Genomic DNA, 26483 nt, shown 5'->3' with positions numbered 1-26483 from the left:
GTGGGATGAAAACACTGCCAAAAATTAATCATTGACGCCATAGTCGTTTGTTATATTTTTATTGCGACTTAGCCAAAGACATTACTCCCATTAATGAATGTGAAGCCTGTTTCAACTCATTTTTCTCTTCAATTTTGTCATTGATATACTTTCCACCAGCAGCCATTAACCCAACACCAGTGACAAAAGGAGCAAGCACGGGGAACATTGCAACAGTTAAGCTAGCGCTCCCTATAAAGGCGGTTTGCTTATGTTTAGCCTGATATTTTGCTTTAATTGTCTCGATCTCTTTATGATGTTTAGAAATTAACGACTCAATATATGAGCAAACTTCGCCAGAGACATATTCTAGATCATCAAGTTTAGTGGATGGCAATGTACCAACGAGCTCTCTCAGTTGCTTCCGAAAATCTACATTTTCGTTAGACTGTCTAATTGCAACCATTTGACTAAATTCGATATTTGATAAAAAGTCTAAACGGCTGTTATTTAAGGCATGAACTATCCCTGATGTCTGCCCATCAAATGCTGCCAATTTAGATATTTGGCTATTCTTCATCGAACAAACAAGTTTATAATAATGAGCTTGGCTATCAATACATAGCAATGGATTACTCTTAAGCTCATCTGAGTTCTCAAACAAGTGGAATTGTGGAGCAATTCGCTCACAGATAGCATTAACAATAATAGCTTGCTGTGGCATCCTTAAATGCTCATCACACCACTGTGAGCTCCTACTTTTAAGCATCTCTGTTCGATAATGCCCCATTGCTATAGGAACACGATCTCCAGGGTTACGACCAGGAGCAACAAAGAGTTGACTCTTTTCGATTTTGTCATAGAAGTCTTGTTCATATTTTTGAGAATATTCAAAAATATCTTCACCACTTTGTATACCAGAATCCACATAATGATTAAAAACATCGACAACCAACTGACTAATTTGCTCTTGGGTATGCGTATCGTGTTCTTCTAGCGATTTTTCCCAGCTAGGAAAAATAAAAAATGGTAATAAATCAAAGCTATTCTTATTGAGTTCTTTCATTTGAAGAACGTAAAAAATGGCTTTTACGATATTAATGTATATGAATTTTTCTTCACCTCTATCTCGCTCAAAGTATGGTAATACTGGATCAGGGATAAGAACCGTATCGGAAAATAATATTGACCTTTTGGTCGCATTGAGTTGAGTTTCGTAGAAACGAGAACTTCCCCCGAGAACCAATTTACAAGCATTTAATTCTTGAGCGAACTGAAATGCTGCTGAACCATGCTGAGAGTACAACGCTCGTAAGTTAGCCTCAAGATCTGCAAAGTAATTGTCACCACTAGCCATAGTGTGCACATTTTGCTTCATGTCTTGATGAACAGAGTCAAACGATCGGAAGGATGTTGCACATTTACCAACCAATTTTACGAAAAAATCATTCAATATATCGAGATACGTTGTTTGATATTTGTAAAGCTCTCTAGTATCCACATATCCTCCAAAAATATAACATTTTAATATCGTGCCAGCACGAATTTACGTATTCAGCATATCTCAAGAATCCTATCTAACCAACTGAAAATTAAATATATAATTCAGGTTGAATCTAATTTCTGGTTGAAAAATGTGCAAGCACATATTGCTTCCAATTCAAGGCATGTCATTAATCAAAACTTTCCTTTTATTTGTTTATTATTCAATGATTTAGGTTTGGTTGGACAACATATTCGTGCGTAAGTGTGATTGAAGATTAGTCTGTTGTGGATTAGAACATTTAGCTACATTGTTGGAACTCTAGACATGAGGAGAAGTAAGACAAGTTGAAGGGTTTCAAAGTGAGTTTAATCCCTCTCTGACTCACTTCGGGGCAAAAGTGTTTTAGCTTACCTGCCCCGTATTGAACAATATGAACGCGCAAATATAAGCGGTGAGATCGATAGCTTTACTCAGCGGTATTCCTGCACCATGGTTCGCATTGACATCAGTACGAATCATCACAGGCGCACCACCTTGATGCTTGTCTTGAAATTAACGATACAAAGATTTGGTCGACTCTCTCACAATTAAATCAATCTGAGGCAACCTTGCTTCATGTCGCTCGCCAGATAACAAGTTCAAGATCGACTGAGCACACACTTCACCAATCTCTTCAATTGGCTGCCTTAATGTTGTTAACGCGGGTGTGAAATACTTCGACGTTGGTAAGTCATCAAACCCAATCACTGACACATCTTCTGGCACTTTATAACCGTGATCGTGTAGCGCCTTAATCACCCCGTAAGCGGTTTGGTCGTTAGCAGTAAACAAGGCGGAGAAGTGAACCCTAGATTCTAACTCTTGAATTCGTTTTTCTAATGCTTCGATATCAGTATCAGCAGCAAAAGAAGAGAGTGAAGCAAGCGAGGCCGCCACTGCGACTGTTATTGGCAAAAGCTTAAATTTTTGCATTGTAATTCCCTATTATTTTTTTGAGTTTTCATCGAACAGGGAAATATTAAGCAATGAAAGCGTTGAAAAGTTGGTTGCTGTTCACACTGATAAATCAGCCTAAATGCCATGAAACTTTTAGAATATCCATGACGAAAACTACTGATTTAAGATCAACAGGTTACGGTTGATATTGCGTGAGATATCAGCTTGAAATCGCTTTCATTTCATCGGTATTGGTGGCGGCTATCACGGAAAACAGTGTGTGAAAGTGAAGGAAATATGACGCAGTTTTGATTGGTTTTCATATATATGAAAAGCCTCAAAATCTAAGGTAGATTTTGAGGCTTCTTGGTCTGAGTAAAATACCCAGTTATCTAGAATCAAGCATTCGTTAAAGTGAATCTAGAGACGCAACCCCCATATTGAACAGAGTAAATGCGTAGATATCGGCGGTGAGATCGATCGCTTTGCTGAGCGGCATTCCGGCGCCATGGCCCGCATTAACATCAATACGAATCATCACGGGCGCACTACCTTCATGCTTATCTTGCAGCTCTGAGATGAACTTATAAGAGTGAGCCGGTACTACGCGGTCATCGTGATCAGCGGTCGTCACCAATGTTGCTGGATAATCCGTGCCACGCACCACATTATGAACCGGAGAATAGCCAAGCAGATATTCGAACATCTCTCTGTTCTGCGCGGATGTGCCATAGTCGTACGCCCACCCTTCGCCAGACGTGAATGTGTGGTAACGCAACATGTCCAACACCCCAACAGCAGGCAGAGCCACTTGGAACAGCTCAGGCTTTTGTGTCATACAAGCTCCTACCAGCAAGCCTCCGTTAGAACCGCCGCGAATCGCCAACTTATCGCTACTGGTGTAGTTTTCTTCAATTAAGAACTCGGCAGCAGCAATGAAGTCGTCAAAGACATTCTGCTTTTTCTGCTGAGTTCCCGCTTTGTGCCACGCCTTACCATACTCACCACCGCCACGCAGGTTCGGCACCGCATATACGCCACCCAGTTCTAGCCAACTGCCAACCGTGCCCGAGAAAGAAGGCGTTAGGCTAACGTTAAAGCCACCATAGGCGTACAACATGGTTGGATTATTGCCATCTAACACTAATCCCTTCTTATAAGAGATAAGCATCGGAACCTTGGTGCCATCCTTCGAGGTATAGAAGACTTGTTTAGACTCAAATTGATCCGACTCAAACGGAGACTCAGAGCGTTGGTAGATTTCAGAATTGCCTGATTCGACATCGAAAGAGAAAATCGTTGGCGGCGTTACATAGTTGGTAAAGGTGTAATAAAGCTGAGTTTGCTCGTTTTTTCCACCTAAGCCACTGGCCGTTCCCAGCCCAGGCAAATGAATTTCACGAACTAGGTTACCTTGGTAATCCAACTGCTCAATTTTCGACACCACATCCACCATGTAGTGAGCAAACAAGTGGCCACCACCCGTGCTGATATCCAATGGCTGTGGCTTTTCAGGGATGATTTCGAGCCATTTCCCATCGCGAGTACCAAAGCTCACCACCTTGCCATTAGGCGCATCAAGATTCGTATATAGAATGAAGGTCTCATCTTGGTTATCGATGAGATAAATGTCGCTATCCACATGATCAATCAGCGTGTTCAGCTGTTGTTCTGGTGAGTTTAAATCGATATAGAACAGTCTATTACCCGATGTCGACTCTCGCCCTAGAATGATCAAGTAACGGTCGTCTTCGGTGGTATAGCCTGATACATAGCGGTGCTGCTCAGCGTTGTTCTCACCAAAGATAACTTTGTCGCTAGCTTGCTCTGTACCCAACTCATGGAAGTACAGCTTGTGTTGCTCAGTACGAGCAGAGAGTTCACTGCCGTCTGGCTTGTCGTAACTAGAGTAATAAAAGCCGCGATTACCCAACCAAGAAATACCAGTAAATTTGGCGTCAGTGATTTCGGCTTCAAGCTGCTGTTTAGTCTCGGTATCAATCACGAAGATCTTGCGCCAGTCGCTACCACCTTCAGAAATGCTGTACGCCACTAAGCTGTAGTCTTTAGAAAACGACACCGAGCCTAGAGATGTGGTGCCGTCTTCCGAGAAGGTATTCGGATCTAGGAATACTTCAACCTGTTGCCCCTCTTTCTGACGATAGAGAATACTGTGGTTCTGCAGACCATCATTCTTATAGAAATAGGTATAATCACCTCGCACAAACGGCTGCGAGCTCTTTTTGTAGTCTTGTGCTTTTGCCAGTCGCTCTCTCAGTTCCGCGCGATACGGGATTTGAGCGAGGTAATCAAACGTGATTGCGTTTTGACTCGCCACCCACTGCGCGGTTTCGTCACTTCTGTCGTCTTCTAACCAGCGATATGGGTCTTCGACTATCTGACCAAAATAGTCATCGCTGACGATCTGTTTGTTGGTGACTGGATATTGATACTCTTTTAAATAGCTCATCGTGATCCTTATTAAAAATAATGTGAAATCGTCAGATAACGCGTTCTGATGTGTTCAATCAATAACTTAATCTTGTTCGGTGGCTGACGAGTGAACGGGTACACCGCATAAATACCCAGCTTTTTACCGACTAAATCAGGGAAGATATCCACCAGCTGGCCGTTACGAATATCGTGATACACCAGACAACGTGGCACGTACGCCACACCATGACCGCCCAAAGCGGCTTTTCGTAATGCCGTCGCATTATCAGTAGAAAAAGAGCCCGAGACGCGCACTATGTATTTATCGTTATCGGTAAAGCCATCTTTGCTATGCAGAAACTGCCATTCGCTAGCACCCGTTGTTTGATAGGCGTATTGCAAGCAATTGTGCTCAACCAAATCCTTGGGCTGCATCGGCTTACCGTTCTTAGCGATATAAGATGGCGAGGCACACACCACCCATTGTGAATCCAATATATGACGGGCAATAAGGCTGGAGTCTTCCAAGTAACCGGTTCGAATGACCAAGTCGAGACCATCTTCAACCAAATCAACAAATCGATTGTTAAGAGACATATCGACCGTTAAACCTGGGTGCATATTACAAAACTCGGCCACAGCGTCTGCGAGAATCAAATCTCCGGAGATAGTAGGCACTGACATTTTGATATGACCACTGACATTTTCACCAAAGCCAGAAACTGCGTCCATAGCCTCTTGAGCCGCCTGCTTCACATTTTTGGCTCCGTGTAACATTGCCTTACCCGCCTCGGTAAGCGTCAATTTACGCGTGGTTCGATATAATAGCTGCACGCCAATCTCTTCTTCCAAACGCGCAATTCTCTTACTAACTACCGAATTTGTAAGGTTATTTTGTTCTGCCACCTTACTGAAGCTGCCTAGTTCTACCACCTGTGAAAACAGGATCAAATCGTCTGCTCGCATCTGATTATGCCAATTTTGGAATTAATTATTTTCATTATTTCCCTATATCAATAAAAAATAAAGGGGTAAATTCACGCCAAATTAACAAAACAATTACAAAAACAGTCATTCCAATTACAAGATTCGCCTAAAGAAGGTTCCCGTTTAGAGGCCAAAGCGATTCAAATAATGACAAACCATAACGTGATCTTTACTTCAAACATGAACGTTTGAAAACAGTACGAGGAAGTACCCATGAGTGAAACTCTACTAGCCCTATTGGCATTTTCACCAATAGTTGTTGCAGCGATTCTGCTGGTTGGCCTTAACTGGCCTGCAAAAAAAGCGATGCCTGTGGCATTTGCCTTAACCGTTGCTATCGCCCTACTTGCTTGGGACATGTCTGGCACTCGCGTGTTGGCTTCTGTATTCCAAGGCTTCGGCATTACAGTGTCGGTTCTCTGGATTGTGTTCGGCGCCATCTTCTTATTAAACACTTTGAAACACACCGGAGCTATCACCACCATCCGCAACGGATTCACTGATATATCCGCTGACCGTCGTGTTCAAGCAATCATCATTGCTTGGTGTTTCGGTTCATTCATTGAGGGCGCATCTGGCTTCGGCACACCAGCTGCCATCGCTGCACCACTGCTGGTTGCTATCGGCTTCCCTGCGCTGGCTGCGGTACTGATGGGCATGATGATCCAATCTACGCCAGTATCATTCGGCGCGGTTGGTACACCTATCATTGTTGGCGTAAACAAAGGTTTGGATACGCACAACATCGGTGAAAGCCTGATTGCCAATGGTTCAACATGGGATGCTTACCTACAACAGATCACATCAAGTGTTGCGATCATCCACGCCTGCGTTGGTGTGATGATTCCTGTATTGATGGCGATGATGCTGACTCGCTTCTTCGGTAAGAACAAAAGCTGGACTGAAGGTCTTGATATCCTGCCATTCGCACTGTTCGCAGGTGCCGCTTTCACCATTCCTTACGCACTAACGGGTGTTTTCCTAGGTGCTGAGTTCCCATCACTGATTGGTGGTTTGGTTGGCCTTGCGATTGTTGTAACAGCAGCAAAACGCGGCTTCCTAGTACCTAAATCAAAATGGGATTTTGAGAGCGAAGACAAGTGGCCTGCAGAATGGCTAGGTTCTCTGAAAATCGACCTTGACGACAACAATCAAGGCCATAAGAAGATGAGCATGGCGATGGCATGGGCACCATACGTGCTGCTAGCGGTGACCTTGGTTGCGAGCCGCGTGAGCCCTGAATTCAAAGGCCTACTGAAGAGCGTTAGCCTATCGTTCAGCAACATCCTTGGTGAAACCGGTGTGAGCACTGCGATTCAGCCTCTGTATCTACCGGGCGGTATCTTGGTCTTCGTCGCGCTGGTTGCTGTTCTCATGCAATCTCGCAGCGCAACGCCACTGGCTAAAGCCTTCGGTGAATCGAGCAAGACTCTGATTGGCGCAGGCTTTGTGTTGGTGTTCACCATCCCAATGGTTCGTATCTTCATTAACTCTGGTGTGAACGGCGCAGATTTAGCAAGTATGCCCGTAACCACGGCAAACTTCGCAGCTGACCTCGTTGGTAGCGCATTCCCAGCATTGAGTGCAACGGTTGGTGCGTTAGGTGCCTTCATTGCAGGTTCGAACACAGTTTCAAACATGATGTTCAGCCAGTTCCAATTCGAAGTAGCGCAGACTCTGACTATCTCTAGTGCGGTGGTTGTTGCTCTACAAGCCGTTGGTGCAGCAGCAGGTAACATGATTGCGATTCACAACGTGGTAGCGGCATCAGCAACTGTTGGCTTGCTAGGACGCGAAGGTGCAACCCTACGTAAGACAATCATTCCAACGTTCTACTACTTGGTGATGACAGGCATCATCGGCCTAGTGGTTATCTACGGATTCAAAATGACCGACGCACTTATGTAAACCATAAGTCGTTCAAAAGCACTTGGCGTTAATACTCAATTCCCCGACAGCGACACCGTCTAATAAGACAGTTGATGAGTTCCGGGATGGATACTAGAGCACATCAACACCCATGGGTATTAACGCCATTTTCCCGAATTAAAGCAGCCCAAACCAAGCTCTCAAAGAAGAGCAACATCCCAAGAATTTAGGACTGAAATTATGATCATATCCGCATCGACTGATTACCGCGCCGCAGCAAAAGCGAAATTACCACCGTTTCTTTTCCACTACATTGATGGTGGCTCTTACGGAGAACATACCCTACGTCGCAACACGGCTGACCTAGCTGAGATTGCGCTAAAACAACGCGTACTCAACGACATGTCGGACCTAAATTTGGAAACCGAACTATTTGGCGAGAAGCTAGCGATGCCAATCGCACTGGCGCCTGTTGGTTTAACGGGTATGTACGCAAGACGCGGTGAAGTACAAGCAGCAAAAGCCGCCGACAACAAAGGCATCCCTTTTACCATGTCGACCGTGTCGGTATGTCCGATTGAAGAAGTTGCACCTAAGATTGAACGCCCAATGTGGTTCCAACTTTACGTGTTAAAAGACCGTGGCTTCATGAAGAACGTTCTTGAACGCGCTAAAGCCGCTGGCGTCACAACACTGGTCTTCACCGTGGATATGCCCGTACCCGGCGCTCGCTACCGTGACATGCACTCAGGAATGAGTGGTCCAAATGCAGCAGTACGCCGCGTATTCCAATCTATGCGTCATCCTAGCTGGGCAGTTGATGTCGGCTTACTGGGTAAACCACACGACCTAGGCAACATCTCTACTTATCGTGGTTCTCCTACCAAGCTGGAAGACTACATCGGTTGGTTAGGTGATAACTTCGACCCGTCGATTTCATGGAAAGATCTAGAGTGGATTCGTGATTTCTGGGACGGTCCAATGGTCATCAAGGGCATTCTTGATGAAGAAGATGCAAAGGATGCGGTGAGATTTGGCGCAGACGGCATTGTGGTTTCAAACCACGGCGGCCGCCAGCTTGACGGCGTTCTATCAAGTGCCAAAGCGCTGCCTTCGATTGCTGATGCAGTTAAAGGCGACACCAAAATTCTGGTCGACTCTGGCATTCGTACTGGCTTGGATGTGGTTCGAATGATGGCATTGGGCGCAGACTGCACCTTGCTTGGCCGTTCTTTCGTTTACGCATTAGCAGCGCAAGGACAAGCCGGCGTTGAGAATCTACTCGACCTTTACGACAAAGAGATGCGCGTTGCGATGACATTAACAGGCGCGAGGACAATCAAAGACTTAACTCGTGAATCTTTGGTGGGGTTAGATTAAATCTCCACGATTCAGACTCATGCTTTGGTCTACTTAGGCTGAAGTTCAATCGGTGTCACAGCAATTCCACTACCGTTGTGACACCGTTTAAGCACTGGAAAATAAAATAAAAACTAGGGCGTGTTGATCTTTCGAGCTGATTTTTACAGCGAGTTGCTGGGTATTTATACAAGGCAGAGGCGTCGATGTGTAGCTAGCCTACATGAGAAGCCGATAACGTAGTAGAAATGGCCAGCAAACGCTGCCCGAAGGGTTCGGCTAAAAGCGTTTTACTCTTTGTTGAGGGGGATTTGCTTAGAGTGACTAGGCTACTTCCCCCTCGCCGCGATTAAAACGCTTTTATCTCGAACAAAATTTAACCACGAAAGGTCAACACGCCCTGATCAGTGCCAAATAAGAAGCACAAGGAAGCAAAGATGGAGACAAACACATCCCATGAGCGAGTAATAGACGCACAAGCTTATCAGCAGCTTGAAGCGATACTGGCTCAAAAAATAGAAACAGAACGCATTGTCACGCAAGAGGCAAAGCGATTGGCTTACGGCACCGATGCGAGTTTCTATCGCTTGGTGCCGAAAATGGTTCTAAGGCTTAAAAACTTAGACGAAGTGATATTCACCATTCAAAGCTGTCGCGAACTCGGCATTCACTTTACCTTCCGCGCCGCAGGCACCAGCCTGTCAGGACAAGCGGTTTCAGACTCGGTGCTCATCACCCTTACCGACGACTGGCGTGGTCATGAAATTGTCGATAACGGCAATCAGATCATTCTTCAGCCCGGTGTGATTGGTGCTGATGCCAACAAATACCTCGCCCCTTTCCAACGTAAAATCGGCCCAGATCCAGCTTCAATCAATACCTGTAAAATCGGTGGCATCGCGGCGAATAACGCCAGCGGCATGTGTTGTGGTACTGCGCAAAACTCGTATCGCACCGTTGAGAGCATGAAAATCGTATTGAGTGATGGCTCCCTGCTTGATACGGCTGACAACGCAAGTGTTGAGGCATTCAAGGAATCACATAAAGACCTGTTTGAAGGCATTGTCGAATTACATCAACAGACAGCGTCAAACCAAGAACTTGCAGACAGAATCCGCCACAAGTACCGCCTCAAAAACACCACTGGCTACGCTCTGAATGCCTTGGTCGATTACCACGATCCAATTGAGATCATCAAACACCTGATGATTGGCTCAGAAGGCACGCTAGGCTTCATAGCCGAGATCACTTACAACACGGTGATTGAACACCCGAACAAAGCTTCAGCGCTATTGGTGTTTGCCGACATCGAGCAAGCAAGTAAAGCCGTAACTACATTATCCAAAACTCCGGTTGCAGCCGTTGAGTTGATGGACGGCAGGGCGCTACGTTCTGTCGCGGATAAACCGGGTATGCCTGCGTTTATGCCAAACCTAGATTTAGAAGCGGCGGCTATTTTGGTGGAATCACACGCCAGCTCCCAGCAGGACTTAGATTTACAATGTAAATCAATTTTGGATGCATTGGCTGATTACACGATTGTTGAATCGGTCCCTTTTACGTCCGATCCAAAGACTGTTGCAACCCTGTGGGGCATTCGAAAAGGCATGTTCCCAGCAGTTGGGGCCGTTCGTGAAGTTGGCACAACCGTTATCATCGAAGACGTGGCTTTCCCTGTTGAAAACCTGGCTAACGGTATTCGAGAGCTGCAAGAGTTGTTCGATAAATACGACTACAGCGAAGCGATCATTTTCGGTCACGCCCTTGAAGGCAACCTGCACTTTGTATTTACTCAAGGCTTCGACAGCCAAACAGAAATCGATCGCTACGGCGGTTTCATGGATGACGTTGCCGAACTGGTCGCGGTGAAATACCAAGGTTCCCTGAAAGCAGAACATGGCACTGGCCGTAATATGGCACCTTATGTCGAATTGGAATGGGGTAAAGATGGCTACGCCTTGATGCAACAGATCAAAGCCTTGTTTGATCCAGAAAGACTGCTCAACCCCGGTGTTATTATTAACGACAATCCAAATTCACACATCACGAATTTGAAGCCAATGCCTGCTGCCGACGACCTTGTCGACCGCTGTATCGAGTGTGGCTTCTGTGAGCCTGTTTGTCCGTCTCGTACCTTAACTCTATCGCCACGCCAACGTATCGTGCTGTACCGCGAGTTACAACGCCGCCGAGCTGCGGGTGAAGAGATAGAAGCAAGCGAACTAGAGAAAACCTTTGAATACCAAGGCATTGATACTTGCGCCGCAACCGGCCTGTGTGCCGAACGTTGTCCAGTGGGAATCAACACCGGTGATTTGATTAAAAAGCTTCGTATTGCCAAGTACGAGAAATTTACGCCAATCGCTAAGTGGACAGCGGATCATTTCTCGACCACTACAAAACTCACCAAGGCTGGCCTCAAAACCAACCAAGTAGCGAGCAAAGTATTAGGCGCAAATACTGTCGGCAAGCTAACTAACGGCTTGCGCTCTATCACCAAAGGCGCGACGCCAGTTTGGATGCCTGAGATGCCGCAATCCAATAGTCACACGCTAGTCTCATCACCAGTGACGGCAGAAAACTCAAGCAATCATAAGAAAGTGGTTTACCTCCCTTCGTGTGCCAGTCGAACCATGGGGCAACAAAGTGATGCGGGCGACCAACGTCCTCTTACTGAAGTGACCATGTCTTTGCTCAACAAGGCAGGATTCGAGGTAATTCTACCGAAGAAGCTAGATGACCAATGCTGTGGTATGCCTTACGACAGCAAAGGAATGACCGACTTAGCACAGTCGAAGGCTCAGCAGTTGGAAGAAGTGCTATGGCAAGCCAGTCGTCAGGGTGAATACCCAATATTGATGGATACCAGCCCATGTGCTAAACGCAGTATTGAGCAGTTCACCAAGCCATTAGAGGTGCTAGAGCCGACAGGGTTTGTGAATCAATACTTGCTAGAGCACCTGACGCTTGAGCCACTGAAAGAAACCGTAATGCTGCATGTCACTTGTAGCTCTCGCCGAATGGGCTTAGAAAGTGCGATGCTAAACCTCGCTAAAGCCTGTACCGAAGAAGTGATTGTTCCAGAGCATATTCAATGTTGTGGCTGGGCGGGTGACAAAGGCTTCACTACGCCAGAACTAAATGAAGCGGCAGTCCACCCACTCAAGGAACAAGTGCCGAGCAACTGCACTCGTGGCTTTAGTAACAGCCGAACCTGTGAGATCGGTTTATCACACCACAGTGGCATTCCGTATCAATCAATCTTGTACTTGGTGGACGAAGTGGCGCAGTAGATCCACTCATACTGCGAGCAACGTGCTCTAGCTTAAAACGAAAAATGGCAGCCCAATCAGGCTGCCATTTGTTTATTCGATTTAAAACGTATTACCGAGCTAGATATTGCTGAGCTAGCGGCTACTGAGCTAAGCGCACCAACTCTTCTGGCGAGTAGTGTTCTGCTTCTGCGCCTTTGGCGATTAAGTCGATCACTTGGAACTCGTTCATGTCACCAAACTCTTTGGTTACGTAATCACGGAACGCTTTCTCGTTCGGCCATTTGCCTCGCACGATATAGCCATCTTCCTTATCGAAATCTTCCGTCTCAAAGAAAGAAAAGTCGGTCATACCAATATTGTGGCAATACAAAACTAGATACATGTTGAATCCTTTACACTTAACTAGGGCCTGTTTAACTTTCGAGCCGATCAAAAAGCGTCTCTAAAAAGCAGGGCTAAGGTTACAACATAAATGCTAAATCGAATACCCAATCGGATCGTCAATTTAGAAACCTCAGCGACCGGATCTTTACGTTAGTCATCAAACATCAAGTTAATGGCTGCACCCAACAAGATCAGCCCAACAATTGGCCCCATGACTGCTAATGGCGCGCGCTCAATGTATGGAAGGTTCTCTGCGATCATCAAACCCCATTCAGGTGTTGGTGGCTTTGCCCCTAATCCGATGAAGCTCAGCGAGGTCAGACTTAGAGTGATAACCGGTAGCCTCAACATCGCGTGTCTTAACAACGGTGGCAACACATACGGAAGCAAGTAGAAACGGAAGATTCTAAGCTTACTGGTGCCCCATAGTGGCGCGAGGTGTGTATAAGGTTGAGCCTTGGCTTCTACGATCAAGCTTGAGCAGTGTGCAGCTAGCGGCGCCCACGACACCAATACAATCGCGATTAATGCGCTGTTCGGATTCATCCCCGTTAAGCCTGCAACAAGCAAGCCTGCAATGATGTATGGGATACCCTTAGTGATCTCGATAAGGCCTTGGCTAAAGCGGGTGTTGAAACCCATGATGATGCCCGTCACCAAGCTCAAGAACGTTGCCAATATGCCGGCTTGGAAGGTCGCAATCATACCAGAACCAATTCTCGCCAGTAGGTCTCGACCAATGCCATCTGCGCCCAAAGGTGCTTGCCAACTCGGTGATGCCAAGCGTGCGAATTGGCTAGTGTATGGGTCTCGGAATGCAGCCCATACAACGATAGCAATTAGGAAAGAGAAGATCGCAAAAGCAGTGACACGCTTTGCGCGGTTCTGGGTAAAACGAAACGAAGAGTGGCTACTGATGAGCTTGCCGCTTTTCAGGCTGTGGCCAAGAATCAATTGCTGAACAAACAAGCTCATGCTGCTCACGGCAATTGAAAATAGCAGCAACACCAATAAGCCGCCTTGCAGAATTGGTAAGTCTTGCGCCTTGGCTGCACCAAGAATCATGCGCCCGATACCAGGGATCGAGAAGATAAGCTCAACCGCGACTGCGCCACCAGTTAAGCCAATCACGATCATCGCGATTTGCGGGATCAGACTGCTCAGCGCTCTTTTCAGCGCAAAGCGAATAATTTGATTGGAATGAACGTTGGCACTGAGCCAAGTGATCACCCAAGGTTCATTTAAAACGCGTTGTAAACTGTCTCTGAGTAGGCGACTAAACAGACCACTGGCAGGCAATGCAAGCGCTAAGCTCGGTAGCCAGATGTCTTGCCAACCTTGCCAACCATACGGCGGCAGCCAACCTAACCAGATAGAGAACACCAGTATTAATACCGAGGCCACTACGTACTCTGGCAACGATATTAATACCGTACTTAAACTGCTGTAGCTCTGCCCCAGCTTGCCCTTCTTCCAACTGCGTAAGGTGGCAAGCAGGCCTGCACCACACAGTACGAAAGTCATCACCAATGCGCTAGACATCAAAAACAGAGACGTAGATGCTGTTTTTTGAATGCTTAATGCAACCGAGGAACCATCAATCCATGATTCACCTAGATCACCTGAAAAAGCACTTCCTACCCAGTCGAGCAGGCGCTCAATAGCTGAACGGTCAAGCTGAAGATCAGCGCGTACCGCCGCTAAAGCTTCAGGCGTAAGCAGGTGTTGTTGCCCCGCCCTAGCCCGCAGAATAGATTGGCTTGGATCGATGCCTGCAATGTCAGGCATCAAACCAACAAGAATCACCACCACAATCAGTGAGGCGATTCTTGATAACCAAGGCGTCAAGAGAAATAAGGTTCGACGCAGAGTCTCAGCAGATAACATTTATTTAGTTAGCCTGTGTTGCCGGGTTAACTTGTGTCGCTTTTTTGACCTGTGTAGTTTGGTCAACCAAGCGACGTTCACTTGGGTCACGAACGACATTGCTTACACGCTCACTTTCACCTTGAATCACACGTTCGTGAAGCAGCGGGATAGCCGCGAAATCGTTAAGGATTTTTTGTTCAGCTTCGATGATCGCTTGGTGACGCAGCGCACCTAGCGGTTGTAGGTCAGCGTGATTCAGTGCTTTATCTACCTCTTGAGAACAGAACTGGCCAAGGTTGAATGAACCCTTACAACCAAAGTCGCTCATCATGTAAGCCACTGGGTCACCCGAATCTAGAACCGTTGCACGAGAAAGGATAAACGCGTCAAACTTACCAGATAGCGCATCGTTCTCGATCTGAGCATATTCACGAATATCCAGCTCAACCTTGAAACCAGCCGCTTCAAGTTGTTGCTTCAGTAGCGCTGCCACTTCTGGAAGCTCTGCACGGTCGGTAAAGGTACCAATAACAATGCTTTCGCCGTTCGCTTTTAGCGTTTTGTCAACTGCCTGACCTTCAGGTCGAATTGGTTCAGCCCAAGCAAGTGCAGGACCTAATAGGCCTTGCGCGATATCCGCGTGGTTTTCATAAACAGTATTCACGATCTGCTCACGGTCTACTGCAGCTGCCGCTACCTTACGCAGTTCAATATCGCTAAATACGCCTGACTTGTTGTTCAGGTAAAGCGTATTAGTACGAGGCATTGCCACTTCGTAAAGTAGGTTCGGATCAATGGTCGCGATTTGTGAAACGGGTACCGCTTCAACGACGTCAGCCGTGCCGGTTCTCAGTGCTGCAGCACGAGCAAAACCATTAGGAACGTATTCTGCAATTACAGATTCTACTTGCGCTTTTTCGCCCCAGTAGCCGTCAAAACGTTTCAGTTTCGCGCTGGTTGTGCCGTTAATTTCAGTCAACTCAAACGGGCCAGTACCTGCGCCAATTGGACTAACACGACCATCTTCTTGATAAGCACTTGCTGCTAGGATCGCTAATTGAGGGCTTGATAAACGGCTTGGTAGAAGAGGGTCATCAAAGCTGGTCTTGATCTCTACGCGGTAGTTGTCCATCGCTTTCACTTCGAGATCGACACCATCTAGAATGCGTGGCTTAGGTGCCGCCTCAAGCGCTTTCTGCAAAGAGTTCACTACGGATTCTGAGGTTAATGTAGAGCCATCGTGGAATTTAACGCCTTGGCGAATCGTGAACTGCCAAGTCAGTGGATCAAGATGTTTCCAATCAGTCGCTAGCATTGGTTCTGCTTCTGAGGTTGGGCTCAAGTTGACTAACGTTTCAGCCGTGCTCCAACGTGATAGTTTGAACGCGTCATCAGAAAGTGGCGATAGGCCCGTTCTTGGTGGCTGCATCATCGCAACACGAATTTCAGATTTGACCGCCGCATCGCTCGACTCTGGTTGAGAGTCAAAACAGCCCGTCAAAGGCAGAGCCAACGCAAGCGCGCAAGCCAGTTTGATTGAATTAAAACGCATAGTTATTTTTCTCTGTAAGCAGTGTTGTGTTAATAAGCAGTATTTCGTTAATAAGCAGTATTTCGCAATAAATAAGGTTGTGTTTAACAAGTAGATTTCGAAGGTGGCTGAGCTTCGATCAGCAACTGAGTCGCAGGGTGAGCAGGTGTGCTCATCACTTGAGGTGTCGGTCCATGCTCCACCATCTCGCCATGGTCAAGAACCAGAATTTCTTCACAAAGCGCCTTTGCCGCAACGAGATCATGCGTCACCAAAACGATTCGCATATCGCGCTTCTTTTTTAATGAATTAACCAAGTCCAACAACCTTTGGCGATTCACTGGGTCAAGGCTGGCAGTAGGTTCATCGGCCACCAGCACTGCGGGTCTAACGACAAGAGCCCGAGCGATAGCCACACGTTGAGCTTGGCCTGTAGAAAGTTGATTCGGTTTCAGTAAGAGCAAACTGGCAGGCAATCCAACGTCTGAAAGCGCCTCTTCAATGATGGCTTCATGATTACCCGAAACATCTAAGTTACTTAGAGGTTCGGCTAAGATCTGTCGAACGGTATAGTAAGGGTTGAGGCTAGTGTGGGGCTCTTGAGGCACCAATTGAATCAAGCGACACACCGTTGCTTGCGCTTTGCTATCGCGAATTGGGAGCGAATAACCGAACAAGTTTATTTGACCAACGGTTGGCGCTTTAAGGCCAAATAGCAGTTCAATTAACGTTGATTTACCGGCACCAGAACGCCCAACAATTGCTAGGCTTTTGTCTTCAACATTAAGGTCTATGTTCTGTAGCGCTTTGAACGCTTTACCACCCAACCAACTTGGTACGGAGTAGTAGTGAACACTCACATTGTCGAACTTAATCTCTATCGGTGTTTGTGTTTCTGAATCAGTCACTGGCATTAATGGCGAGGCTTCTGAGTTTAGTGATAAGGTCGAGCTCATTCGATTAAGTCTCTCAATGAACAGCAGAAAGCGTGAGAGCTCGACTCAAGTGCATGTTTCGGTGCACCGTAAGCCACCACACCACCATCATCGATGACTAACAGCTTGTCACACGCCAACGCGCTATGCAGGTCATGGGTGATGAGTAAACCACCAATTTGACGCTGTTTAACATTGTCGCGAATCAGCTTAAGTATCTCTTGCTCTGTCACCGGATCTAACGCACTGGTTGGTTCATCGGCGATGATAATATCGGCGTTACTCAGCAAGCCAATCGCAATACACACACGTTGGCGTTGCCCACCCGAAATTTGGCTCGGGTACAACGGCAAGATGGTTTCTGGATTAGGAAAACCAAGTTGATTCAGCAACTCGGTAATTTGAATTTTTTCTTTTGATTTAAGCTTAGTGCGAGTTCCCGTCAAGGCAAGGCAGAGTTGACCTTCTATTGAAACCAGAGGGTTCAAAGCTTGAAGCGCATCTTGGAAGATAACTGCGGGGCGCTGTGTGGCAGTTCTTTGCAACATAGGCAAACCACACACAGCTTCACCAGATAGAGAAATATGACCTTCAACCTCAACCGTTTCCGGCAGAAAACCTGCAATCGCGCGTGAAAGCATCGACTTACCAATGCCTGATGGGCCCATGATCGCCAGCAGCTCACCTCGATATACATCGAAATGAATATCTTGAAAAAGTGTTCTCGAAGAGGTTTTGATCGTTAATTGGTCAACAGACAGAAGTGGGGCGTTCACGCAGACACTCATAAATGGATGTTATAACATAACAACTCTATCATTAAGCCTACATGATGAAAAGCGAACATTTAACCGTACAGTATTTTATTTACTGTTTGATTGACCATTTTTACTAGGTCATTAGATAAAAAAAGCGCCCTTAGCATAATGCTGTCAGGCGCTTTCAAAGCTACTGGCAAGAACGACTGTGTTTCTAACCTAATGACACGCCGCGGATGCACCTTCTGTTGCAAGGTACTTCTGCTTAACTTGTGCGATAAACGGATACAAGAAGGCAATACGTCCAAGATAAAACAAGGTAAACGCCAACCACAAACCATGATTGCCCCACATATCGATTGATAATGCCTGTACCGCTAAGAAAACCAACAAAGTAGCGATGCTAGAGTCCCTAACCGGACGCGTGGTACCCGTTCCGGTAAAGATGCCGTAAACCGTTAAGCCAAAGCCAGACACCAGCGGGAACACAATCAACCACGGAACCACCTCTTGATATAGAGCGACAAGCGTTGGGATATCGGTAAACAAGAAAACAATGCTGTCTTTGAATACCAAGGTGAGGAAAGTTAGTACGGCAATAAAACTCGCCGTCCATTGGAAGTTAAGTCTTAATACACGATCCAACATTGAAGCATTTTTCTGACCTACCGCTTTACCCGCGAACACACTCGATGCATTGGCAATGCCGTCAAACATGTAACTGACAATGAAGGTCACCTGCATCAAGAGCGCGTTAGCAGCCAGAACATCGGCACCCAGTTTAGAACCAGTACGCGCCATCATATTGAAGAAAACTAAAATACAGATGGTACGAAGTAAGAGATCGAGATATTGCTGGTCTTAATCACCAGTGTCATACCAATAGCAAAGGTGGTAACTTGTGCAATCAAACTTGCGTAAGCCACACCTGCGACACCCAAATCGAAATAAAGTACAAACACCGCATCCAAGACAATGTTCAACACATTACCAAACACTTGTGTATAAAGAACGTCTTTGGCTTTCGCCTGTCCCATTAACCAACCAATAATGGTGTAGTTAAGCAACACGAAAGGCGCGCCATAAATCAAAATACTGAAGTAGATATGCGCGTGCTCGGCTACATTGGCTTCAGGCTCTATCACCCACATTGCGCCTTGCCAGATGAGTGGTTGTATCAAGATAAAGATCAAACCCACTAAACCAGACAGCACAAACGGACGCATCAAGCTACCCGCCAAATCAGTGCGGTTTCCCTTACCCAGTGCCATCGCACTTTGGCCCGTGGTACTGACACGGAAAAAACCAAACAACCAATACATGGTGTTCATAATGATGGTGCCGATCGCCACGCCGCCAATCAGTTCAGCAATACCAAGTTGGCCGATAACAGCGGTATCCACAGCACCTAGTAGAGGCTGTGTCACCGTTGAGATGATGAAAGGGAAGGCAATTTTCAGATAATCTTTGTGGGTAATGGTCATATATTCTAGCGGGTGATATTAAGAACTATTTGCAATTAGAGCGGGATGCTATCGTTTAATCCGTACGTTGTCATCATTTACTTAGAGTCGTTTATCAACAAGCTTCTCTCCTATCGCACCATCAACATAAGAGGCCTTTCTGTCATTGAGCGAGCAAATTAGCCACAACAAATGAGTAAAATCACGCTCGACAAAACACAACAAAACCAATTACTGAGCCAACTCAATGGTTAACCTAGTAAAGGCTCAGTAAAAGCTCACGGGAAGGTAGAAATCGAGCTCGAATATTTCATCACTATTAAGGAAGTGATTCTGATGATAATGCACATACGCGGGAGTCGAGCGCTGTTTGAAACCAGATGTGGGTAGCCACTTTTCTAACACCATACTGATCTGTGGTAGCAGTTCTCCATAGCGGCCATTTAGTCGAAACACAGCGTGTAAGCCGCCCGGAATCACCATCTGATTAACTACGCTACGATACTTAATCGGCTCATCAATCGCGATACACGCCACATAACGACACTGATCCATTTCAACCCAAGCAGGGTTTGAGTGATGCAAACCAAATTGGCTCGAGAAATCACGCTGTTCGGAATTCGCCCACGCTTTCAATATCAACCACGCATTGCGAATAGAGCGGTTATAACCCGTATGTCGAACATAGGCCGCCATGCGTTCAGGCACTTCAACGATCTTGGGTTCGGGCAATACTCGCTGCGCCACATTCAAATAGCCCGCCGCCACTTCGGAATCTTTCAAATAGGGTTTTTCTGCTACTTGTAAATCGTGTTTACGCCACTCGCCCGGAGACATATTAAAGGTCGCTTTAAATGCTCGACTAAACGAAGACACCGAGCTAAAGCCACATTTATGGGCGATCTCGACCACTGACGAGCTGGTATCAAACATCAATTGGTTGGCTGCATACTCCATTCGAGTGCGTCGGATATATTGATGCAACGACTCCCCGACCACGCTTTTAAAGGTGCGATGAAAGTGCTGTTCTGAATAGGCCGCTATCTCAGATAACTCTTTGGCAGACAAAGGCTGACTGATGTCTTGGTGAATATGGAACAGGACATCATTGATTCGCGATATGTGTTGACGTGACATCGTTTAAATAGCATAAATGGACATGTTTAAGAGCATAAACGGACACGCTAGTTTTTACAATTGCCGTGTAATATCAAGCGATAGAATAAAAACGATAAACGACGAGACACAACACATGGAAATCGCACAGTCATTACAACAGATTCAATCTTCATACATTCGAGAGATCCTCGCAGCCGCAAGTGATCCAAATGTCATCTCATTGGCCGGCGGTTTACCGGACGAGAAAACATTCCCAATCGATTTAATGAAGCCAACGCTAGAAAACCTAGCGAACATGCCTGAAGTTTTCCAATACGGTTCGACCGCAGGTTATGGCCCGTTGCTTGATCACCTAACACAAATCTACCAATTGCCAGAGTCACACACGGCCATGATCTGTACAGGTTCTCAGCAAGGTTTGGATTTGATTGCGCGTGCGTATGTTGACCCGGGTGATGTGGTTGTGATGGAAGCGCCAAGCTACCTAGGTGCGATGCAGGTGTTTGGCCTAGTTCAAGCAAACATCGCTACCGTGTCTCAAACTGAATTTGGCCCGAACCTAGATGAACTGGAAACATGCTTTGCCGAGCAAGCGCCAAAAATGTTCTATGCCGTGCCTGATTTCCACAACCCAACCGGTGTGTGCTGGGCAACAGAAACTCGTCAAAAAGTGGCTGAGTTGTGTATCAAATACAACGTAGCCTTCATTGAAGATGCACCATACCGTGAGCTACGTTTCACTGGTACGGAACTGCCATTGGTTTCTTCGTTCTGCCCTGATAACTCTATCGTTCTTCGTTCATTCTCTAAGATTGCATCGCCAGGCCTACGTATTGGCGCGGTAACAGGCAAACGCAGCTACCTTGAGCCACTGATCAAAGTGAAGCAAGGCGCTGACTTGCACTCAAGTGTACCCATGCAAGCGCTGCTTGTTGGCCTTCTAAAACATGAAGACTTTGGCGTGCATATGGAAAACATTCGCACACTGTACAAGTCTCGTTATGAAGTGTTGTTTTCAGAGCTAGAAAAACAACTGCCTGCAGATTGTGTGTTAAAAGCCGTAGATGGCGGGATGTTCATTTGGGTTGAGATCCCAGAGTGCGATACCTTCGAATTAGCTAAGACTTTGCTATCGAATGGCGTCGCGGTAGTACCAAGCCCAGTATTCTATCCAAAGGCCGATGAAGCAAAAGCCGCACTGCGCCTAAACTTCACTAACGCCAACCCAGAAGAATTAACAGAAGCGGTGAAACGCTTAGCGGAAGTACTTAACCAAGCGTAATCGCTGACGATACTGACCGCTTTGGTGATAGCCTGATCGGCTTATTGCCGAGAAAGCCGCAACGAATTAGCATTAAGGGCCAATATCATTCTCAACAAGAGAGTCACATTGGCCTTAATTTTAGGTCGCTATAAAACACAGAAAGGACTTCACTTTGCCTCATTGTATTATCGAACACTCATCCACTATTGATGGTCAGCAAATCAATCAGAAAGTGTTTCTCGGCGCGATGGAATCTCAGTTGTTCTCACCAACAGGAGAAGACATCAAAGTACGCAGCCTTGCCTATCAGCATTACCAAACCGGCGAAGTAAAAGAAGACTTCGTGCATGTCTCTGTGCGTATTTTGTCTGGGCGTAACGAAAGCGTTAAAGCGATGCTCTCCAAGTCCATTTTGGACCAATTACTTGCTCTTCCACTATCCAATGCTTCATTGACCGTAGAGATCATCGATATAGAGACAAGCAGCTATTCAAAAGCCTTAGTTTAAGGACAAGTTACAAACGTACAGCCCCTCACAAATAGGGTATTTTCAAAACATTCGTTAGCAGCATGGAGCAATGAAATGGAATTGGTGATTGGTAACAACCCAGAATTGATAACGAAAGCACAGTCCATTCGTCGTCAAGTATTCGTTGTTGAACAAGGTATCCCCCATGTATTGGATCTTGATGGGTTAGACCCAGTATCACATCATGCACTGATCACCGATGAAGATAATTTAGTCGCGACGGCACGCTTGCACATTGATGAATCAGGACACTCAACCATGGCACGTGTTGCGGTTCTACAGCCTTATCGAGGATCTGGTATCGCGTCTAAAATTGTTAGCGCACTTCTAAAACACGCCTCTGAACATAGTGCCAAAGTCATTGAAATCCACGCCCATCAATACCTAAAGAATTACTATGAAAAGTTCGGCTTTGAGTTCATTCGTGAAGTGGAAATCGTCGGAGAACACCAACTCATTGAGATGAGATACTACATAAGTTCTTAGCCAAGTATTCAGTAGACAACAAAGCACCACTCCTTATTTGAGTTAAAACTGCTTTTCAAATAACGGCCTTTTTATCACACCTAAAACCACATCAAAAATGATGTTATATAGCCCTACGTTTGGTTGGTTTTTGTCCCGCACCGCCTTGGTTATACTGCGCCTGATTTTAATAAGCCAACAAGACAGAACTAAGTTGAAATACTCAGTTCTGATCAAAACAGGCAACCGCTCTGGATTTACGTTCCAGCTCGCAGAAAGGAAAAACCATGTCTCAATATGTTGTATGTGCTCTGTATAAATTCGTAGCACTTGATGATTACCAAGAAATTCGCCAGCCACTAACCGACGTGTTAGAAGCCAACCAAATCCGCGGTACTTTGTTACTTGCGAGTGAAGGCATCAACGGTACCGTTGCAGGTAAGCGCGAATCTATCGACGCCCTTCTTCAATGGTTCAAACAAGATTCTCGCTTGGCTGATGTTGTTTACAAAGAGTCGTTCAACGAAGAACAACCATTCAACCGCACCAAGGTTAAGCTTAAGAAAGAGATCGTAACCATGGGCGTTGAGGGCATCGACCCACGCCACGTTGTCGGCACTTACGTGAAACCAAACGAATGGAACGCATTGATCTCTGATCCTGATGTGATTCTGGTTGATACTCGTAACGACTACGAAGTGGACATCGGCACCTTCAAAAATGCTGTAAACCCAAACACAGAAACCTTCCGTGAATTCCCTCAATACGTTGAAGACAACCTTGATCCTAAGAAGCACAAGAAAGTTGCGATGTTCTGTACTGGCGGTATTCGTTGCGAAAAATCAACAGCCTACATGAAAGAGCAAGGCTTTGATGAGGTTTATCACCTTGAAGGCGGCATTCTTAAGTACCTAGAAGAGGTACCTGAAGAAGAGAGTATGTGGGAAGGCGACTGCTACGTATTTGATGGTCGAGTTGCAGTAAACCACCAGCTAGAAAAGAGCGGTTACGATGTGTGTAACGCGTGTCGCCTGCCAATCACTGACGAAGACAAAGCCTCTAAACACTTCGAGAAAGGCGTAAGCTGCCCTAAGTGTATTGATAAGCACAGCGACGAGCAGAAAGCCCGTTTCCGTGAACGTGAAAAGCAAGTTCAACTGTCGAATGCTCGTGGCGAAACCCACGTAGGCGGCGAAGCTGCTCACCTTATCGAGCAACGCAAAAAAGAGAAGCTTGCACACAAAGAGCAGCAACGCTCTGGTAAGAAAGCAAAGTAAACTTTCTGCTTTAAACTCTTATAGTTCTAAACATATAACTATAAATAGTTAGCTATATACATACAAAAGGGCGCAAGTTCGAGGATAATCCTACGAGTTTACGCCCTTTTTTGATCGCTTTACGGCTTTGTGTTTTGAACCACATTTCTTTCGAAAAATTACTTCTATACTGTTAATAATTCGACTAGAGAGGAAGTGCCAATGCTCAATGAAAACCATGCCTTTATCTTAGATTTCCCAGATCTTAAATTAGACATTGTTCAGCTCAACCACGACGACGAAAAATTCAAAGCAGACATGCAGAAATACCACCAACTCGACTACGACATCCGTCAGCTAGAAATCTCTGGCAGCCCTATCGATGACGACAGCATGCACAACCTCAAAGTAGAACGCATGGAGCTCAAAGACTCGCTACACAAACAGCTCACGCGCCATCACGCGCTTAAGATCGTATAGAAAAATCAATCCAAGACTTTATTCTTAGCCATGCATCACGCATGGCTTTTTGGTTTCATCACTTCGCAAATCTAATCTAATTCGGCTTCTTCAATTATGTTACTGTTTGCTTATTCAAAGGCGTTTGATAAGGAAGCGGTAAAAGTGGCAATGAAAGAAGAGAACATACAACTCCAACTCGCTTCAAATTCTGAATTCGATGAACTGTTTGCGTGTGTTAAACAAGGTATCTTCATACACGTAGATAGCGTTTTCGGCTGGGATGACGACTTTCAACGTCAACGACTTTTAAACGAATACCATCCATCTTGGTTTCATTGGGTATATCGCGAAAATAAAAGAGTGGGGCTCGCCTGCTTTAAACCTTATGACAACGCATACCATATTCATTTGCTGATCATTTTCCCCCAGTACCAAGGTCGTTCGCTTGGCAAGCAAGTCATGACTCTCATACATAAAAAAGCTATGGCAGAGCAACTTAGTCAAGTCACTCTATCGAGTTTTAAAAGTAATGCTCGTGCTATTAACTTTTATCAATCGCTTGGCTATCACGTTGTTGATGAAGGAGATGATGATTTTGTGGGGATGGAGCTCAATCTATACCACAAACACCATCTCTAATTAAACGCCCTAGCCACTCGCCCATTACTGCTCAGTACATAATGACCAATATAAGCCGGGATAAATACCGATTGCCCTTTCGTAAGGGTTAAGTGCTCACCTCTTTGGCTCACTAGCGTTAAATCATCATCTATTGCCATCAAAATTTCAGCACCGCTTGTGATCACTTCTTCTTGCTGAGGGCGATGAAAGATATTGAAATCAAAATCACTGACAGGAATATCATAACTATCACATTGACCCAGTTTTGAGGGCGCTAACAACAAGCGTTCAAACGGGATCGGTTTGAACTCTGTACAGGCAACCAACTCGGCGACATCAATGTGCTTTGGCGTTAAACCTGCTCGCAAAACGTTGTCTGAATTTGCCATGATCTCGAGCCCAGTTCCCTTAATGTAAGCATGCGGAGTATTCGCATTCAAATACATCGCTTCACCCGGGGTCAATGTGATCAAGTTAAGAAGCAGAACACAAAATAGACCAATATCGTTTGGATACTGATGACTAAGCTCAATAACCAAAGCAAACTCCGCTTGGTCTTGATGAGCAGCCGCGTAAGTCAGAAGTTGCTCTAATGCTTGATGTTTACGTTGTTCATTCAACGTTAATAGATCGCGGAAAAACGCCTCTAAACCTAGAGAATCAAGGTGGTTGCCAAACTCTTCAACTAAACCAGCCAGCTCGCTCGAATTCAACTTTCTGAACAACCCTAATATTTCATCGAATTCTCGAAAGCCATTCATTGCTTGATATTCAGTGATCGCGTAAACCAATTCAGGTTTGTGGTTAGAGTCTTTGTAATTACGATGTCCTGCAGTCAGAGGGATTCCTGCTTGCTCCTCTCTTGCAAAGCCAACCTCTGCTTGGCGCTTGTTTGGGTGAACCTGAACAGACAACGCTTTTTCTGCTGCCAAGATCTTAAACAAGAACGGCAGCTCACCAAACTCCTGCGCAATATCGCTTGATAGATAGGCCGGTTTATTCTTGTTAATCAGCTCAGAGAGAGGCACCAAGTGCTGGTCAAGCTTAACCATTGAGCAACCTTTTGGATGCGCTCCCATCCAAACTTCCGCTTGCGGCTCTTGTGACTCATTCTGAAAGCCAAACAGTTCACGTATCGAAGAAATGCTCCCCCATGCATAATTTTGGATGGTGTTTTCCATTGGGAAAAATGAGTGTTCTGAGAGGTGGCTGAGTGACATGGCGTTTTCCGTAGTGAGCCCTTTGAACACAATTCAGAGAGCTGATTTCTAATAACGTAAATAATTAGAAAGACTACAGAGCTCGGCTAGAACCCACATGAGATGAGGTCTTAGACGCAATAGGAAAAATTCTTAGAAACAGGTGAGACCGATGAAAAGCGTGAAAATAGTCACATTTGAATATCACGAGTAGAAAGCGCTGAGAATAAGATAGCGGCTTGTATCGCACTGATTACAGCAGCGATACAAGCATCTGAATACAAATACTAGTGACTGTCTTGTT

General features: G+C 45.8%; 19 protein-coding genes and 2 pseudogenes. 9 read left to right on the top strand and 12 right to left on the bottom strand.

The genetic code is table 11. The features are described 5' to 3' along the window. Window positions 1-58: 58 nt before the first annotated feature. From A6D97_RS00455 to A6D97_RS00440, 4 genes and pseudogenes are all read right to left on the bottom strand, one after another. Window positions 59-1480: a hypothetical protein gene (locus A6D97_RS00455; RefSeq protein ID WP_065583583.1), complete on the bottom strand. Its 1422-nt coding sequence runs from the start codon at window positions 1478-1480 to the stop codon at window positions 59-61. Between the two features lie 537 nt (window positions 1481-2017). Further along, window positions 2018-2371 (bottom strand): annotated as a pseudogene (locus A6D97_RS00450) (substrate-binding domain-containing protein); the annotation flags it as partial. A 439-nt stretch (window positions 2372-2810) separates the two neighbouring features. Beyond that, entirely contained in the window at window positions 2811-4871 is a 2061-nt protein-coding gene (locus tag A6D97_RS00445; protein WP_065583581.1) for a prolyl oligopeptidase family serine peptidase, read from the bottom strand. Window positions 4872-4882: 11 nt separating this feature from the next. After that, window positions 4883-5800, bottom strand: a complete 918-nt coding sequence (locus tag A6D97_RS00440) for a LysR family transcriptional regulator (protein WP_017061562.1) — start codon at window positions 5798-5800, stop codon at window positions 4883-4885. A 234-nt stretch (window positions 5801-6034) separates the two neighbouring features. Here A6D97_RS00440 and A6D97_RS00435 point away from each other — a divergent pair, with 234 nt between their 5' ends. The 3 genes from A6D97_RS00435 to A6D97_RS00425 all read left to right on the top strand — a co-directional run bounded on the left by A6D97_RS00435 (window position 6035) and on the right by A6D97_RS00425 (window position 12342). Then, window positions 6035-7729 (top strand): L-lactate permease, encoded by a 1695-nt coding sequence (locus A6D97_RS00435; RefSeq protein ID WP_065583580.1) that lies wholly within the window; start codon window positions 6035-6037, stop codon window positions 7727-7729. A 201-nt stretch (window positions 7730-7930) separates the two neighbouring features. Next, window positions 7931-9070, top strand: coding sequence for an FMN-dependent L-lactate dehydrogenase LldD (lldD, locus tag A6D97_RS00430; protein ID WP_065583579.1), 1140 nt, complete (start codon window positions 7931-7933; stop codon window positions 9068-9070). Window positions 9071-9486: 416 nt separating this feature from the next. Next, complete coding sequence (locus A6D97_RS00425; protein ID WP_065583578.1) at window positions 9487-12342, top strand: FAD-binding and (Fe-S)-binding domain-containing protein; 2856 nt, start codon at window positions 9487-9489, stop codon at window positions 12340-12342. Between the two features lie 121 nt (window positions 12343-12463). Here the strand turns inward: A6D97_RS00425 and A6D97_RS00420 are convergent, their stop codons facing one another. The 7 genes and pseudogenes from A6D97_RS00420 to A6D97_RS00390 all read right to left on the bottom strand — a co-directional run bounded on the left by A6D97_RS00420 (window position 12464) and on the right by A6D97_RS00390 (window position 20401). Beyond that, window positions 12464-12706 (bottom strand): hypothetical protein, encoded by a 243-nt coding sequence (locus A6D97_RS00420; protein WP_065583577.1) that lies wholly within the window; start codon window positions 12704-12706, stop codon window positions 12464-12466. A 152-nt stretch (window positions 12707-12858) separates the two neighbouring features. Continuing rightward, entirely contained in the window at window positions 12859-14595 is a 1737-nt protein-coding gene (locus tag A6D97_RS00415; protein ID WP_065583576.1) for an ABC transporter permease subunit, read from the bottom strand. Window positions 14596-14599: 4 nt separating this feature from the next. After that, window positions 14600-16129, bottom strand: coding sequence for an ABC transporter substrate-binding protein (locus tag A6D97_RS00410; protein WP_065583575.1), 1530 nt, complete (start codon window positions 16127-16129; stop codon window positions 14600-14602). 83 nt (window positions 16130-16212) lie between these two features. Next, entirely contained in the window at window positions 16213-17064 is an 852-nt protein-coding gene (locus tag A6D97_RS00405) for an ATP-binding cassette domain-containing protein (RefSeq protein WP_065583574.1), read from the bottom strand. Further along, complete coding sequence (locus A6D97_RS00400; RefSeq protein ID WP_065583573.1) at window positions 17061-17819, bottom strand: ATP-binding cassette domain-containing protein; 759 nt, start codon at window positions 17817-17819, stop codon at window positions 17061-17063. The genes A6D97_RS00405 and A6D97_RS00400 overlap by 4 nt, the downstream gene beginning before the upstream one ends. A 201-nt stretch (window positions 17820-18020) precedes the next feature. Continuing rightward, window positions 18021-19285, bottom strand: a pseudogene (locus A6D97_RS00395) (MATE family efflux transporter). A gap of 246 nt (window positions 19286-19531) precedes the next feature. Further along, window positions 19532-20401 (bottom strand): GyrI-like domain-containing protein, encoded by an 870-nt coding sequence (locus tag A6D97_RS00390; protein WP_065583572.1) that lies wholly within the window; start codon window positions 20399-20401, stop codon window positions 19532-19534. Between the two features lie 115 nt (window positions 20402-20516). Here A6D97_RS00390 and A6D97_RS00385 point away from each other — a divergent pair, with 115 nt between their 5' ends. The 6 genes from A6D97_RS00385 (at window position 20517) to A6D97_RS00360 (ending at window position 24998) form a co-directional block, all read left to right on the top strand. Then, window positions 20517-21665, top strand: coding sequence for a PLP-dependent aminotransferase family protein (locus A6D97_RS00385; RefSeq protein WP_065583571.1), 1149 nt, complete (start codon window positions 20517-20519; stop codon window positions 21663-21665). Between the two features lie 154 nt (window positions 21666-21819). After that, on the top strand, window positions 21820-22155 hold the full coding sequence (locus A6D97_RS00380) for a 5-carboxymethyl-2-hydroxymuconate isomerase (RefSeq protein ID WP_065583570.1): 336 nt from the start codon (window positions 21820-21822) through the stop codon (window positions 22153-22155). A gap of 75 nt (window positions 22156-22230) precedes the next feature. Next, window positions 22231-22662 (top strand): GNAT family N-acetyltransferase, encoded by a 432-nt coding sequence (locus tag A6D97_RS00375; protein WP_065583569.1) that lies wholly within the window; start codon window positions 22231-22233, stop codon window positions 22660-22662. Window positions 22663-22928: 266 nt separating this feature from the next. Then, window positions 22929-23918 carry a rhodanese-related sulfurtransferase gene (locus A6D97_RS00370; protein WP_017065056.1) on the top strand — a complete coding sequence of 330 codons (990 nt, stop codon included), beginning with the start codon at window positions 22929-22931 and terminating at the stop codon, window positions 23916-23918. A 201-nt stretch (window positions 23919-24119) separates the two neighbouring features. Continuing rightward, window positions 24120-24377, top strand: a complete 258-nt coding sequence (locus tag A6D97_RS00365) for a YdcH family protein (protein WP_009846137.1) — start codon at window positions 24120-24122, stop codon at window positions 24375-24377. A gap of 96 nt (window positions 24378-24473) precedes the next feature. After that, window positions 24474-24998: a GNAT family N-acetyltransferase gene (locus tag A6D97_RS00360; RefSeq protein WP_065583568.1), complete on the top strand. Its 525-nt coding sequence runs from the start codon at window positions 24474-24476 to the stop codon at window positions 24996-24998. On the opposite strand, the gene manA is transcribed toward A6D97_RS00360, so the two are convergent. Then, the gene (gene manA / locus A6D97_RS00355; RefSeq protein WP_065583567.1) at window positions 24995-26200 is read right to left on the bottom strand and encodes a mannose-6-phosphate isomerase, class I; all 1206 of its coding nucleotides are present in this window, start codon (window positions 26198-26200) and stop codon (window positions 24995-24997) included. The two genes, A6D97_RS00360 and manA, sit on opposite strands and share 4 nt — an antisense overlap. Window positions 26201-26483: the final 283 nt, after the last annotated feature.

The organism is Vibrio sp. ZF57 (assembly GCF_001691235.1).
Classification (GTDB): domain Bacteria; phylum Pseudomonadota; class Gammaproteobacteria; order Enterobacterales; family Vibrionaceae; genus Vibrio; species Vibrio crassostreae_C.
The sequence above is the reverse complement of the archived record's forward strand: the minus strand, read 5'-3'. Positions and strand labels throughout refer to the sequence as shown.

Coding starts and splice junctions, on each gene's coding strand:
- A6D97_RS00365 (WP_009846137.1), top strand. CDS start 24,120: ATGCTCAATGAAAACCATGCCTTTATCTTAGATTTCCCAGATCTTAAA.
- A6D97_RS00415 (WP_065583576.1), bottom strand. CDS start 14,595: ATGTTATCTGCTGAGACTCTGCGTCGAACCTTATTTCTCTTGACGCCT.
- A6D97_RS00440 (WP_017061562.1), bottom strand. CDS start 5,800: ATGCGAGCAGACGATTTGATCCTGTTTTCACAGGTGGTAGAACTAGGC.
- A6D97_RS00375 (WP_065583569.1), top strand. CDS start 22,231: ATGGAATTGGTGATTGGTAACAACCCAGAATTGATAACGAAAGCACAG.
- A6D97_RS00425 (WP_065583578.1), top strand. CDS start 9,487: ATGGAGACAAACACATCCCATGAGCGAGTAATAGACGCACAAGCTTAT.
- A6D97_RS00360 (WP_065583568.1), top strand. CDS start 24,474: ATGTTACTGTTTGCTTATTCAAAGGCGTTTGATAAGGAAGCGGTAAAA.
- A6D97_RS00435 (WP_065583580.1), top strand. CDS start 6,035: ATGAGTGAAACTCTACTAGCCCTATTGGCATTTTCACCAATAGTTGTT.
- A6D97_RS00390 (WP_065583572.1), bottom strand. CDS start 20,401: ATGTCACGTCAACACATATCGCGAATCAATGATGTCCTGTTCCATATT.
- A6D97_RS00385 (WP_065583571.1), top strand. CDS start 20,517: ATGGAAATCGCACAGTCATTACAACAGATTCAATCTTCATACATTCGA.
- A6D97_RS00445 (WP_065583581.1), bottom strand. CDS start 4,871: ATGAGCTATTTAAAAGAGTATCAATATCCAGTCACCAACAAACAGATC.
- A6D97_RS00405 (WP_065583574.1), bottom strand. CDS start 17,064: ATGAGCTCGACCTTATCACTAAACTCAGAAGCCTCGCCATTAATGCCA.
- lldD (WP_065583579.1), top strand. CDS start 7,931: ATGATCATATCCGCATCGACTGATTACCGCGCCGCAGCAAAAGCGAAA.
- A6D97_RS00410 (WP_065583575.1), bottom strand. CDS start 16,129: ATGCGTTTTAATTCAATCAAACTGGCTTGCGCGCTTGCGTTGGCTCTG.
- manA (WP_065583567.1), bottom strand. CDS start 26,200: ATGTCACTCAGCCACCTCTCAGAACACTCATTTTTCCCAATGGAAAAC.
- A6D97_RS00420 (WP_065583577.1), bottom strand. CDS start 12,706: ATGTATCTAGTTTTGTATTGCCACAATATTGGTATGACCGACTTTTCT.
- A6D97_RS00370 (WP_017065056.1), top strand. CDS start 22,929: ATGTCTCAATATGTTGTATGTGCTCTGTATAAATTCGTAGCACTTGAT.